The following is a 13,447-nucleotide window of genomic DNA, read 5'->3' on the forward strand; positions in this document are numbered from 1 at the left end:
GCCCAAGGGGGGACCCCTTTCATGTCCGCACAGCAGCCCGTGCTGCAACTCAAGAACCTGACCCGCGTCCATGGCGCGGGTGCCACCGAGGTGCATGCCCTGCGCGGCATCGACCTCGCCGTGTACCCGGGTGAACTCGTCGCCGTCATGGGCCCGTCCGGCTCCGGCAAGTCCACGCTGCTCACCATCGCGGGCGGCCTCGACACCCCCACCTCGGGCCAGGTGATCGTCGAGGACACCGACATCACCACCGCGAGCGTCAAGCAGCTCGCCGCCCTGCGCCGCCGCAGCATCGGCTACGTCTTCCAGGACTACAACCTCATCCCGGCCCTCACCGCCGCCGAGAACGTCGCCCTGCCCCGCGAGCTGGACGGCACCTCCGCCCGCAAGGCCCGCGTCGAGGCCGTGAAGGCCCTGGAGGAGATGGGGCTCGGCCACCTCGCCGACCGCTTCCCCGACGAGATGTCCGGCGGTCAGCAGCAGCGCGTCGCCATCGCCCGCGCCCTGGTCGGCGACCGCCGCCTGGTGCTCGCCGACGAGCCGACCGGCGCCCTGGACTCCGAGACCGGCGAGTCCGTGCTCGCCCTCCTCCGCACCCGCTGCGACGCGGGCGCCGCCGGCGTCCTCGTCACCCACGAGCCGCGGTTCGCCGCCTGGGCGGACCGGGTCGTGTTCCTGCGGGACGGCGCCATCGTCGACCAGACCGTGCGCAGCGAAGCCGATTCCCTGCTGTCGGGCCAGGTGGCCGAAGCGTGAAGACCTGGTTCCACTCCTGGCGGGCCGCGATCCGCATCGCCCGTCGTGACGCCTGGCGTTCCAAGGGCCGCAGCGCCCTCGTCCTCGCCATGATCGCCCTGCCCATCCTGGGCGTCAGCGCCCTCGATCTGACCTACCGCAGCTCCGAGCTGTCCCCCACCGAGCGCGCGGACCGCCTGATCGGTGCGGCCGACGCCCTGTTCAAGGACCCCGAGTACGACGGGGTGCCGATCTTCCAGGACCCGCTCGGCGAGATGAGCACGCCGGCCAAGGACTACGGCGACATGGCCTGGCCCAGCGGCCCGACCGATATCACCAAGACCTTCCCCGCGGGTTCCACCGTCCTCACGGACCGCACCGGTTCCGCCAAGCTGACGACGACCCACGGTCTGCTCGTGACCGAGGTCCGTGAGCTCAAGGCGGGCGACCCGATCGCCCGCGGCATCACGACCCTCCTCGAAGGACGGTTCCCGGAGAAGAACGACGAGGTCATGGCGACCTCGCACTTCCTGGAGGCCAGCGGCCTGTCGGTCGGCTCGACCGTTTCCGCCCGCAACTTCGACCACCCGTACCGGATCGTCGGCTCCTACGAAATTCCGGACGCGCTCAAGACGGACCAGATCAACGCGCTGCCCGGCGCCTTCCTCGCGCCGTACACGAAGGCCGCCGAGAAGGCCGGTCTGTCCGCTCCCGGGGGCTCCACCAGCTATCTGGTGCACAAGCCCGGTGGTTTCACGTGGAACATGGTCAAGGAGATCAACACCAAGGGTGTGACCGTCGCCTCGCGCGCCGTGCTCCTCGACCCGCCGGCCGACTCCGAGGTCCCGCTCTACCAGAAGGACGACTGGGGTTTCCGCGACGGTTCGACGGGCGGCGCCGCCGAACTCGCCTCCGTCGTCACCGTCGTCGCCCTGGCGATGCTGGAGATCTGCCTGCTCGCCGGGCCCGCCTTCGCGGTCGGCGCCCGCCGCTCGCGCCGCCAGCTCGGGCTCGTCGGCGCCAACGGCGGTGCCCGTAGCCACATCCGGGCCATCGTGCTGAGCGGCGGTCTGGTCATCGGTGTCGCCGCGGCGGTCACCGGCACGGTCCTCGCCGTCATCCTCACCCTGCTGCTCCAGCCGGTCCTCGAGCAGACCATGGGCCAGCGGTTCGGCGCCTTCGACGTCCGGCCGCTCGAACTCCTCGGCATCGCGCTGCTCGCCGTCCTGACCGGTCTGCTCGCCGCGATCGTCCCGGCGATCACGGCCTCCCGGCAGACCGTCCTCGCCTCGCTCACCGGCCGGCGCGGAGTCCGCCGCTCCAGCCGGGTCCTGCCGCTGATCGGCCTCGGGGCCGTTCTTCTCGGCGGTGCCATCGCCCTCTTCGGCTCGCTGGTCAGCGGGCAGGTCGCCATCGTCGCGGGCGGCTCGGCCCTCGCCGAGCTGGGCGTCGTCGCCATGACCCCGGCCCTGGTCGGCCTGTTCGGGCGCACCGGGCGCTGGCTGCCCCTGTCGCCGCGGCTCGCGCTGCGGGACGCCGTACGCAACCGGGGCCGTACGGCACCGGCCGTGGCCGCCGTCCTCGCCGCCGTCGCGGGCACGGTCGCCGTCTCCACGTACATGGCCAGCCGTGAGGCCGAGAGCAAGGCCTCGTACGAGGCGCGACTGCCGTACGGCGCGGTCTCCGCCGTCGTCATGGAGGAGGGCGGCCGGGACGTCCCCGCGGTCCGCGACGCACTCCAGCGCTACCTGCCGGTCGACGTCCGCGCCGATGTCGAGCGGGTCTCCGTCGGCAAGCCCAGCTGTGACCCCTGGGGCCGCGGCGCGGGCTGCGGCCGCTACGAGGTCGTCGTCCCCCCGGCGAACGAGTGCCCGCTGTACAAGGCGATCCCGGGCGGCGGTGACCCGTCGGAGAAGTTCACCCCCGAACAGCGCCGGAAGCTGCTCGCCGACGACTGGCGCTGCGACCAGTCCTCCGGCGGCGGCTGGAGCTACACCGAGGGCGGTCTCCTCGTCGGAGACGCCAAGCTCCTCCAGGTCCTCGGCATCAAGGACGCCGGAGCCGTGAAGGCCCTCGACGAGGGGAAGATCGTCAGCTTCTCCCGCGCGCAGATCGACAAGAACGGCACCGTCGGGATCAAGCAGATCACCGACCTCGCCGCCGCCGACAAGGCGCTCGACGCGAACCGTCCCGCACCGGGGAAGGTCAGCTCCGTCCCCGCCTACCGCGTGCCCGGCAACCCGGAGACCTACGGCCTCCAGGGCCTGATCACCCCGGCCACCGCCAAGGCCGCCGGACTGTCGACCGTGCCGCTCGGCACGTACGTCACCACCGACCGGATGCCCGACACCGAGGCCCGCCAGAAGCTCGACGGCGAACTCGCCGAGCTCGGCAGCAACGTCGAACTCCACCTGGAGGAAGGCTTCGTCAACGGCAACAGCCTCATCCTCCTGTCGCTGTCCATCTTCGCGGGCCTCGTCACCATCGGCGCCGCGGGCATCGCGACCGGGCTCGCCCAGGCCGACGCCGAGGCCGACCTGAAGACGCTCGCCGCCGTCGGCGCCCCGCCCCGTGTCCGCCGCACCCTCAGCGGATTCCAGTGCGGAGTCGTCGCCGCGATGGGCGTGATACTCGGCTCGGCGGCCGGAATGCTGCCGGCCATGGGGCTCAGGCTCACCGAGGAGCGCGACCAGATCGCCATGTACAAGCAGAGCCTGGCCGAGGGCTGGGGCGGCGACATGTCCGAGCCGTTCGTCCCGATCGTCATCCCCTGGGAGACGCTCGGCGGCCTGCTCGTCGCCGTACCGCTCGGCGCCGCCCTGCTCGCCGCCCTCGTGACCCGCTCGCGCGGCGCGGTGGCCCGGCGCGCGGCGACCTGACGGTCTTCGTTGCCGTCCTGTGCCCCTGTACGAGGGTGGATCACCCTCGTACAGGGGCACACCCCGTGGTGACGCTTGGGTACGAGAGAATGGCGGCATGGAGATGCCGAGGAATGACAGGTCGCAGGAGAGCCCCCAGGTCCTCATCGTGGGACAGGACGGGATGGCGCTCGGCGGCACTCAGGGCGACGACGAACCCCGCGAGGTCCCGGTGACGGAAATGGTCGAGCAGCCTGCCAAGGTCATGCGGATCGGCAGCATGATCAAGCAGCTCCTGGAGGAAGTACGTGCGGCACCTCTCGACGAGGCCAGCCGGGTCAGGCTCAAGGACATCCATGCCAGCTCCGTGAAGGAGCTGGAGGACGGGCTCGCGCCCGAGCTGGTGGAAGAACTGGAGCGTCTCTCCCTGCCGTTCACGGACGAGGCGATCCCCTCCGAGGCCGAGCTGCGGATCGCGCAGGCCCAGCTGGTGGGCTGGCTGGAGGGCCTCTTCCACGGCATCCAGACGGCGCTGTTCGCCCAGCAGATGGCGGCGCGTGCCCAGCTGGAGCAGATGCGCAGGGCGCTCCCGCCGGGTGCGGGTCACGACGATGACGACGACGACCGCGGCCACGGCCACGCGGTCCGCTCAGGCCCGTACCTGTAGGGGTCTCCCGGAGACCTTGACCGTACGGAGGAGGGGCCCGGCACCTTGTGTGCCGGGCCCCTCCCGCGTCCGCGCCTCAGCCCTGGGGCGAGAGCAGCAGCACCTTGCCCACGTGGCCGCCGGCCTCCAGCACGCGGTGCCCCTCGGCGGCCTCCGCCAGCGGCAGCGCCCGGTCGACGACCGGCCGGACCGTACCCGCGGCGATCAGCGGCCAGACGTGCTCCCGGACGGCGGCGACGATCGCCGCCTTCTCGTCCGCGGGACGGGCCCGCAGTGTGGTCGCCATCACCGCGGCGCGCTTCGCGAGCAGCGCACCGAGGTTCAGCTCGGCCTTCACCCCGCCCTGGAGACCGATGACGACGAGGCGGCCGTTGACGGCCAGCGCCTTCACGTTCCGGTCCAGGTACTTGGCCCCCACGATGTCCAGGACGACGTCCGCGCCCGCCCCGTCCGTCGCCTTCGCCAGTTCCTCGACGAAGTCCTGCTCCCGGTAGTCGATGAGGATGTCCGCGCCGAGTTCGGCGCAGCGCGCCAGCTTCTCGGGGCCTCCGGCGGTCACCGCGACCCGCGCCCCGACCGCCTTCGCCAGCTGGATCGCCATCGTGCCGATCCCGCTCGCGCCACCGTGCACGAGCAGCGTCTCACCCGGCCGCAGGTGCGCGATCATGAAGATGTTGGACCAGACGGTGCAGGCGACCTCGGGGAGCGCGGCGGCCGTGGCCAGGTCGACGCCCTCCGGTACGGGAAGCAGCTGCCCGGCCGGTACGACGACCTTCTGGGCGTAACCGCCGCCGGCGAGCAGCGCGCACACCTCGTCGCCGACGGCCCAGCCGGCCACACCGGAACCGAGCGCGACGATCCGGCCCGAGCACTCCAGACCGGGATACGGGGACGTGCCCGGCGGCGGGTCGTAGAAGCCCTGCCGCTGGAGCAGATCGGCACGGTTGACGGCGCTCGCCACCACCTCGACGAGCACCTCACCCTCGCCGGGTACGGGATCGGGCACCTCGGCCCAGACGAGGGCCTCGGGACCGCCGGGTTCCGGAATCGTGATCGCATACATGGCGGCGAGGCTACTCCCGCCGCCGCCGCACCGGGGCCCGGTGCCGCGTGCTCAGTCCTCCGGCGGCGTGCTGAGCGGGGTGACCGCCGTGGCACGCACGATGGTGATCACCCGGTCGGTGAGCTGGAGCGGGCTGGCGGCGGGGTCGTCGTAACCGAGCAGCCGGTGGCCACGCAGCACGCTCACCACCAGGTCGCCCGTCTCCCGCACGCTCTTGCCGACCTCGCTCTTGGTCACCGGGCGTTCCACCAGGTCGAGGCCCGAGCCCTGCTGGATCAGGTCCTCCATGACGGTGCCCGCGCTGGGGCTCAGCACGGAGAGGCCGAGCAGCCGCCCGGCGGCGCTGGCGCTGGTGATGACCGCGTCCGCACCGGACTGGCGCAGCAGCGGCGCGTTCTCCTCCTCGCGGACCGCAGCGACGATCTTCGCGCCCCGGTTGAGCTGGCGTGCCGTGAGGGTGACCAGGACGGCCGTGTCGTCGCGCTGGGTGGCGATGACGATCTGGCGCGCCCGCTGCACCTCGGCACGGAGCAGCACGTCACTGCGGGTCGCGTCGCCGACGACCCCGACGAACCCGTCCGCGTTGGCCGTCTCGATGACCTTGCTGGAAGGATCGACGATGACGATCTGGTCCTTGCGGAGGCCGGTCGCGCAGAGGGTCTGGATCGCGGACCGCCCCTTGGTGCCGAAGCCGACGATGACGGTGTGGTCGCGCAAGGTGGACCTCCAGCGGTTCAGCCGGAACTCCTCGCGGGTCCGCTCGGTGAGGACTTCGAGGGTGGTGCCGACCAGGATGATCAGAAACAGCACGCGCAGGGGCGTGACGAGCAGGATGTTGGCGAGCCGCGCCGAGTCGCTGTACGGCACGATGTCGCCGTAGCCGGTGGTGGAGAGGGTCACGGTCGCGTAGTAGGCGCAGTCGAGGAAGTCGAGCGTGCCGTTGGCGTTGTCGTGGTAGCCGGCCCGGTCGACGTAGACGATGAGGATGGTCACGGCGAGCACGGCCATCGCCATGAGCAGTCGCTTGCCGACCTGGCGCAGCGGACGCTCGACGACCCGGCGGGGGAGCCGGATGCTCGGGCTCGCGATCCGCTCGTCCGCCTGGCGGGCCATCACGTCGCGGCTGGGAAGTTTCACGTGAAACACGCTCCTTGGGCCGGTACGGCCCCCTCGGCCGTGGGCCAGGGAAGATCGAGGATGTCGAGCTCCTGGCCGGGGCGCGCGCCGCCGGGCGGAACGACGGCCAGACCGTCGGCGGCGGCGATGCCACGGAGCATGGCCGGTCCGTTGTAGTGCAGCGGCAGGACCCGTCCGCCCCGGCGGACGACCGGGACGAGACGCGTGTCGTACGGGTGCCCCTGCACTTCGCCCTGCAGGGCGAGGCGGGCTTCCCCGGCTGCGCCGGGGGCGGGCTCGGGAGCGTCGGCGCGGGTCCTGACGTCTGCCTCGGCGTCGGCGTCGGCCTCGGTGTCGGTGTCGGCTTCCGCTTCCGCTTCCGCTTCCGCGAGGGCCCTGAGGAGCGGCTCCGCGAGGGTGATCAGGCCCGAGACGGCCGCGAGCGGGTTGCCGGGGAGCCCGACGAGATGGCGGACGTGCTCCGGACGGCCGGGATCGGCCGCGAGGCGGGCAAGCAGCATCGGGTGGCCGGGCCGGACCTTCACGCCGTCGACGAGGAGGGTGGCGCCCGCCTTGTCGAGCACGCCGTGGACGTGGTCCACGGGCCCGGCGGCCGTGCCGCCGGTCGTCACGATCAGGTCGGCGGTGGAACCGGTGACGGCGGTGCCCAGCTCCTCGGCGTCGTCACCGATGCGGCGGGTGGCGAGGACGTCGGCGCCGAGCGCCGTCAGCCAGGGGCCGAGCATCGGGCCGAGGGCGTCGCGGATGAGCCCCTCGTGCGGGAGTCCGGCCGTGAGCAGTTCGTCGCCGAGGACCAGGATCTCCACCCGGGGGCGGGGCGGTACGGGGAGCGCGTCGTAGCCGGCGGCGGCGGCGAGACCGAGGACGGCGGGGGTCACGAGGGTGCCCGCGGGGAGGAGTTCGTCGCCGGAGCGGCACTCCTGGCCCCGGGGGCGGATGTCCTGACCGGGCACGACCTCGCGGAGCGCGTGCAGCAGAAGGGCGTCGGGGCCGGCGGCGGCAGCGGGGTCGCCGGCCGGGCGCTCGGTACGCGCGTGCTCGGTGCGGACGACGGCGGTGGTGCCGGCGGGTACGCGCGCGCCGGTGGCGATCCGTACCGCCTCACCGTCGGCCGGCTGCCGCTCCGTCCCGGTCGCGGGCGCGTGACCGGCGAGGACGGCGCCCTCCTCGATCACCGTCCAGGGTCCGGGACCCGTGACCGCCCAGCCGTCCATGGCGGAGGTGTCGAAGGACGGCAGGTCGGTGAGGGCCGTCAGCGGCTCCGTCAGGACCCGGCCGAGCGCCTGCCCCAGCGGTACGCTGGACGCCGCCCGGCCGGCCCGGGCGGAGGCCCCGGCGCGGACGGCGGCGGCCCGTGCCTCGGGCCAGGCGGTGGCACGGTGCGGGCGCTCCGCGTGCGCACCGCCGTCGGTTCCCGGGGCCACCGGGACGGTCTCCCTCAGACTCATCCGGCCTCGTCCTGCTCGGCGGCCCAGCGCTGCGCCAGCGCGGCGGCCTTCCTGGCGGCCTCGGCGACCGCCTCGGGCCCGCCGTCGGTACCCGCGCGCGCCGCCGCGTAGCCCACCAGGAAGGTGGTCAGGGGCGCGGCGGGACGGGCCACCCCGTGGGCGGCGTCGCGGGCCAGGTCCAGCAGTACGCCGGTGTCGACGTCCAGCTCGATACCCAGTTCGTCCTTGACTGCGGTGATCCATTCATCCAGCACGCCCCCATGCTCCCTGATCCGCGCCCGCGCCGTGGCGATGTCCTCCCAGGTGTCGCAGTCGAAGGAGGCCAGCGGCCCCGCGGCGACCCGGGTGAGCTTCAACGCCCCGGTGAGCAGGCGCAGCGGGCCGCCCGCGAGGGTGCCGCGGTATTCGGCGGCGAGTACCAGTTCGCGGCGGAGCGGGGCGGCCCGGTAGGCGGCGACGAGCGGCTGGTCCCGCCCCTCGGCGTCGGTGAGGAGCGCGGCTTCGGCGGCGGGGTCCTCGGCGAGTGCGCCGAGCAGCAGCCGGACGGTGTCCTCGTCGAGGAAGGGCAGGTCGGCGGAGAGCACGAGCAGGACTTCGGCCCGGGTCTCCCGTACCCCCGCGTCGAGGGCGGCCAGCGGGCCCCCGCCGGGCGGGTCCTCGCGGGTCCAGCGGACGGGGCGGACGGTCGGGCGGGGACCGCCGACGACCACGGTCCGGTCCGCGCCGGCGCAGGCCGTGAGGACCCGGTCGAGGAGGGCCCGGCCTCCGACCCGTACTCCGGGCTTGTCGGCGCCGCCGAGGCGCGTGGCGGCGCCTCCGGCGAGCACGACGGCGTCATGTGCTGTGGTCACCCCAGCAGTATGGGCCGCCGACGGCCGCCGCCGTCCGGCGCGTCTCCAGGTTGAGACGGCACGGACGGCGGGAACGGCACGGGCCCCTTGCGGAGGCCGGTCGTCAGAGCGTGCGGAGCAGGACCGCGGGCTGCTCGACGCAGTCAGCCACGTACCGCAGGAAGCCGCCCGCCGTACCGCCGTCGCAGACGCGGTGGTCGAAGGTGAACGACAGCTGCACGACCTGACGGACGGCCAGTTCGCCCTGGTGCACCCAGGGTTTCGGGATGATCCGGCCGACGCCGAGCATCGCGGCCTCGGGGTGGTTGATGATCGGTGTGGACCCGTCGACCCCGAACACCCCGTAGTTGTTCAGGGTGAACGTGCCGCCGGTGAGGTCGGCCGGGGTCAGCGCGGACTGCCGGGCGGCCTCTGTCAGCCGGGCGAACTCGGCCGCGAGCGACTCCGCCGTGCGGGACCCGGCGTCCTTGACCACGGGTACGACCAGGCCGCGCGGGGTCTGGGCGGCGAAGCCGAGGTGCACGGCCGGCAACCGGACGATCTCCCGGGCTGTGGTGTCCACGGTTGAGTTGAGCTCGGGGAACCGGCTCAGGGCGTGGACGCAGATCCGGGCGAGGAGCGCGAGCAGGGAGATCTTCGGCCCGCCCGCCGCGTTCATCGCGGTCCGCGCGGCCATCAGCTCGGTCGCGTCGGCGTCGACCCAGCAGGTCGCGTCCGGGATCTCCGTACGGCTGCGGGACAGCTTGTCCGCGACGGCGCCGCGCACCCCGCGCAGCGGAATCCGCTCGGCGACGGCGGACGTTCCCACCGACGCGGGCGCGGTGACGGCGGGCGCGGTGACGGCCGGCGCGGGCGTCTCTCCGGCGGTCGGCCGCTCCAGGGCCGCGAGGGCGAACTCCACGTCGGCCCGCAGGATCAGCCCCTCGGGCCCCGATCCGCGCACCTCCCGCAGGTCGAGCCCCCGGTCCCTGGCCAGCTTCCGTACGAGCGGCGAGATGACCGGCACCGGCCCCCCGTGCCCGGCGACCGCCACGGCGACCGGAGCCGGAGCCGGAGCCGGAGCCGGGGCAGCGACGACCGGCGCCGGAGCGGCGACAGGGGCGGGAGCCGCTACGCGGGACTGCGCCACGGCCGGGTTCTCGTGCCGTACCCGGCGGCGGCGGGCGGCGGGCCCCGCCGTGCCGTAGCCGACGAGCACATTGCCCGAGTACTCCGAGGACACAGCCGACTCGGCGGCGGACCCGCCCGCCGTGGGAGCGGCTCCGGGAGCCGCCTCCGCGAGCTCCTCCGGAGCGCCCGTGCCGCCCACCGCGACCGTCAGGAGCGGTGCTCCGACGGGCAGTTCGGTGCCCTCCTCGCCGAACCGGGCGGTCACCACACCGCCGTACGGGCAGGGCACCTCGACCATCGCCTTGGCCGTCTCGACCTCGACGACCGGCTGGTCGATCGCGACGACGTCGCCGACGGCGACCAGCCAGCGGACGATCTCCGCCTCGGTGAGTCCCTCACCGAGGTCGGGCAGCTTGAACTCCAGCACCTGGGCCATCAGCGCCCCGCCTCCCACTGCAGTCGCGCCACCGCGTCCAGGACCCGGTCCACGCCCGGCAGATGGTGCCGCTCCAGCATCGGCGGCGGATACGGGATGTCGAAGCCCGCGACCCGCAGCACCGGCGCCTCCAGATGGTGGAAGCAGCGCTCGGTCACGCGCGCGGCGATCTCCGCGCCGGGCCCGCCGAAGCCGGCCGACTCGTGCACGACGACCGCGCGGCCGGTGCGCCGCACCGAGGCGCAGACGGTCTCGTCGTCGAACGGCACGAGCGAGCGCAGGTCGACGACCTCCAGGTCCCAGCCTTCGGCCTGGGCGGCCTCGGCCGCCTCCAGACAGACCGGCACCGAGGGGCCGTAGGTGATCAGGGTGGCCCCGGTGCCGCGCCGGCGGACGACGGCCTTGCCGATCGGCTCGACGGGCGCGGGGGCCTCGGGGGACCAGTCGGACTTGGACCAGTAGAGCCGCTTGGGCTCCAGGAAGACCACCGGGTCGTCGGAGGCGATGGCCGCGCGCAGCAGCCCGTAGGCGTCCTCGACCGTGGCCGGGGTGACGACATGGATTCCGGGGGTGGCCATGTAGTAGGCCTCGGAGGAGTCGCTGTGGTGCTCGACGCCGCCGATCCCGCCGCCGTACGGGACACGGATGACGATCGGCATCGGCATCGCGCCGCGCGTCCGGTTCCGCATCTTCGCGACGTGGGAGATCAGCTGCTCGAACGCCGGGTACGCGAACGCGTCGAACTGCATCTCGACGACCGGCCGCAGCCCGTACATGGCCATGCCGACGGCCGCGCCGAGAATGCCCGCCTCGGCCAGCGGCGTGTCCGTGCAGCGGTCCTCGCCAAACTCCTTGGCGAGTCCGTCGGTGACCCGGAAGACCCCGCCCAGGGTGCCGACGTCCTCCCCCATCACATGGACGGTCGGGTCCTCGGCCATCGCGTCGCGCATGGCGCGCTGGAGCGCCTGCGCCATCGTGGCCGGCTTGGGCTTGCCGGCCTTCGCGGCGGTCCTGTCCGCCGCGGGTCCGGTCGTCGCCGTCGTCATCACGCCTCACCCTCGGCTTCGAGCTCGGCGCGCAGCTGCGCCGCCTGTTCGCGCAGCTGCGCCGTCTGCTCCGCGTACACGTGGGAGAAGAGGTCCATCGGGTCGAGCACCGGGTCGGCGTTCATCCGTTCCCGCAGGTCGGCGGCCATCGTCTCGGCGGCCTCCGCCGCCGCCCGCTTGCCGTCCTCGTCGAGCAGACCGCGCTCGGTGAGTTCCCTTTCGAGGATGAGGATCGGGTCGTGCGCCCGCCAGGTCTCGACCTCGCCGGCCGCGCGGTAGCGGGTGGCGTCGTCGGCGTTGGTGTGGGCGTCGATCCGGTAGGTGATGGCCTCGACGAGAGTGGGGCCGCCGCCGCGCCGGGCGCGGGCCACGGCCTCGGTCAGCACCTGGTGGACGGCGACCGCGTCGTTGCCGTCGACGAGCCGGCCGGGCATCCCGTATCCGACGGCCTTGTGGGCGAGGGAGGGGGCGGCGGTCTGCTTGGCCAGCGGTACGGAGATCGCGAAGCCGTTGTTCTGCACGAGGAAGACCACGGGGGCCTGCCAGACGGCCGCGAAGTTCAGCGCCTCGTGGAAGTCGCCCTCGCTGGTGCCGCCGTCGCCGACCATGGCGAGCGCGACCACGTCGTCGCCCTTGAGGCGGGCGGCGTGGGCGAGGCCCACCGCGTGCGGCAGCTGGGTCGCGAGCGGGGTGCAGAGCGGCGCTATGCGGTGCTCGCGCGGGTCGTACCCGGTGTGCCAGTCGCCGCGCAGCAGGGTCAGCGCCTGTACGGGGTCGAGGCCGCGGGCGACCGCCGCGAGCGTGTCGCGGTACGAGGGGAAGAGCCAGTCCCGGTCCTCCAGCGCGAGGGCGGCGGCGATCTCGCTCGCCTCCTGGCCGGTGGTGGACGGGTACACGGCGAGCCGGCCCTGCTTGGTGAGGGCGGTGGCCTGCGTGTTGTACCGGCGGCCTCGGACCAGCTCCGCGTAGAGCCGGAGCAGCAGCGCGGGGTCGGCGTCGGCCACGGCGTCCGTGCCGAGCACGCGCAGCGGCTCGGTCTCGGGCAGCAGCGGGGCGGGGTCGGTGCGCGGCTGCCACGCCGGCGGCGGGGTCGGCCGGTAGGCGGGGACGGCACCGGGCGGCTCTTGGACTGTCGAACTGCGCTGTTGCAACGAGTCCACCTCCTCGTGGGAGCGGGCATAAGACCCGAAGGCGGGTGGCGCGAGTGTGGTGCGCCTCACCTACCGATTGTTCGGTCGTGGAGGCATTTTGGCTACAGGCACCTTCAGCCTGTGGACAAACGGTTCTCCACAGCCTGGGATGTGTGCAGGTCGTCCACCGGAGAGAGGCGGGGGGACATGGCGGATGAACAAATGGCCGTCGACCGGAGCGAGGCTCCGGGCGGTGACTCGGGCGATGACACGGGAGGCGCCCTCGGCGGGGCCGGGAGCGAGGTTCCCGGCGAGGTGCTGAGCGCCCCGATCGGGGCGCCGACGGGCGTGCTTCCGGCGCGCCCGCTGGACGCGATCGACCGCGACATCCTGCGGTTGCTGCAAACGGACGGCCGCGCGTCGGTGCGCTCCGTGGCCGAGCGGGTGCACGTCTCGCGGGCCAACGCGTACGCGCGCATCAACCGGCTCATCGACGACGGGGTGATCCGAGGCTTCAGTGCCCGCGTCAACCACGAGCGGGCGGGGCACGGAGCCTCCGCCTACATCACGCTCAAGATCGTCCAGAACTCCTGGCGCACGGTCCGCGAGCAGCTCAGAGCGCTGCCGGGCGCCACGCACATCGCGCTGGTCAGCGGGGATTTCGACGTCCTGCTGCTGGTCCACACCCCGGACAACCGGACGCTGCGCGAGCTGGTCCTCACCCGGCTCCAGGCGATCCCGGAGGTGCTGTCCACGCGCACGCTGCTGGTCTTCGAGGAGACGGACCTGAACGCGGACCCACGCGGCTGAGGGGGCGCCGCCGGCCCCGGGGGTGATGCCCGGGGGCGGGGGCGGCCCTGGGGCCCTGCCCGGGGGCTCAGAGTCCTGTGGCCCGGCCCGGGGGCTCAGACGGGGGCCCGCCCGGGACCGCAGGCGGGCGCGGCCCGGTCCTGCGGCGGCGGGCTC

The 13,447-nt window shown here is 73.6% G+C and carries 11 protein-coding genes; 4 read left to right on the forward strand and 7 right to left on the reverse strand.

Annotated features, from left to right (window positions below; genetic code table 11):
• The first annotated feature begins 21 nt into the window (after positions 1 to 21).
• The 3 genes from ABT154_RS01330 (at position 22) to ABT154_RS01340 (ending at position 4,260) form a co-directional block, all read left to right on the forward strand.
• Complete coding sequence (locus ABT154_RS01330) at positions 22 to 756, forward strand: ABC transporter ATP-binding protein (RefSeq protein WP_317878666.1); 735 nt, start codon at positions 22 to 24, stop codon at positions 754 to 756.
• Positions 753 to 3,614: an FtsX-like permease family protein gene (locus tag ABT154_RS01335; RefSeq protein WP_351851354.1), complete on the forward strand. Its 2,862-nt coding sequence runs from the start codon at positions 753 to 755 to the stop codon at positions 3,612 to 3,614. Before ABT154_RS01330 ends, ABT154_RS01335 begins: the two co-directional genes overlap by 4 nt.
• 97 nt (positions 3,615 to 3,711) lie before the next feature.
• On the forward strand, positions 3,712 to 4,260 hold the full coding sequence (locus tag ABT154_RS01340; RefSeq protein ID WP_332435396.1) for a bacterial proteasome activator family protein: 549 nt from the start codon (positions 3,712 to 3,714) through the stop codon (positions 4,258 to 4,260).
• 76 nt (positions 4,261 to 4,336) lie between these two features.
• On the opposite strand, the gene ABT154_RS01345 is transcribed toward ABT154_RS01340, so the two are convergent.
• The 7 genes from ABT154_RS01345 to pdhA form a co-directional block, all read right to left on the reverse strand.
• Entirely contained in the window at positions 4,337 to 5,323 is a 987-nt protein-coding gene (locus ABT154_RS01345; RefSeq protein ID WP_351851357.1) for an NAD(P)H-quinone oxidoreductase, read from the reverse strand.
• A 51-nt stretch (positions 5,324 to 5,374) separates the two neighbouring features.
• A complete protein-coding gene (locus ABT154_RS01350) occupies positions 5,375 to 6,436 on the reverse strand; it encodes a potassium channel family protein (RefSeq protein WP_502969424.1) in 1,062 nt (353 codons plus the stop codon).
• Between the two features lie 20 nt (positions 6,437 to 6,456).
• Positions 6,457 to 7,935 carry a molybdopterin molybdotransferase MoeA gene (locus ABT154_RS01355; protein ID WP_502969425.1) on the reverse strand — a complete coding sequence of 493 codons (1,479 nt, stop codon included), beginning with the start codon at positions 7,933 to 7,935 and terminating at the stop codon, positions 6,457 to 6,459.
• Positions 7,905 to 8,759 (reverse strand): NTP transferase domain-containing protein, encoded by an 855-nt coding sequence (locus tag ABT154_RS01360; RefSeq protein ID WP_351851365.1) that lies wholly within the window; start codon positions 8,757 to 8,759, stop codon positions 7,905 to 7,907. The genes ABT154_RS01355 and ABT154_RS01360 overlap by 31 nt, the downstream gene beginning before the upstream one ends.
• Positions 8,760 to 8,862: 103 nt before the next feature.
• Positions 8,863 to 10,305 (reverse strand): dihydrolipoamide acetyltransferase family protein, encoded by a 1,443-nt coding sequence (locus ABT154_RS01365; protein WP_351851368.1) that lies wholly within the window; start codon positions 10,303 to 10,305, stop codon positions 8,863 to 8,865.
• The gene (locus ABT154_RS01370) at positions 10,305 to 11,351 is read right to left on the reverse strand and encodes an alpha-ketoacid dehydrogenase subunit beta (protein WP_351851371.1); all 1,047 of its coding nucleotides are present in this window, start codon (positions 11,349 to 11,351) and stop codon (positions 10,305 to 10,307) included. The genes ABT154_RS01365 and ABT154_RS01370 overlap by 1 nt, the downstream gene beginning before the upstream one ends.
• The gene (gene pdhA / locus ABT154_RS01375) at positions 11,351 to 12,511 is read right to left on the reverse strand and encodes a pyruvate dehydrogenase (acetyl-transferring) E1 component subunit alpha (RefSeq protein ID WP_317878663.1); all 1,161 of its coding nucleotides are present in this window, start codon (positions 12,509 to 12,511) and stop codon (positions 11,351 to 11,353) included. The genes ABT154_RS01370 and pdhA overlap by 1 nt, the downstream gene beginning before the upstream one ends.
• A gap of 177 nt (positions 12,512 to 12,688) precedes the next feature.
• On the opposite strand from pdhA, the gene ABT154_RS01380 reads away from it, so the two are divergent.
• On the forward strand, positions 12,689 to 13,291 hold the full coding sequence (locus tag ABT154_RS01380) for an Lrp/AsnC family transcriptional regulator (protein WP_351851375.1): 603 nt from the start codon (positions 12,689 to 12,691) through the stop codon (positions 13,289 to 13,291).
• The last annotated feature ends 156 nt before the right edge of the window (positions 13,292 to 13,447 follow it).

The organism is Streptomyces sp. NPDC001728 (genome assembly GCF_040297565.1).
Lineage (GTDB): Bacteria > Actinomycetota > Actinomycetes > Streptomycetales > Streptomycetaceae > Streptomyces.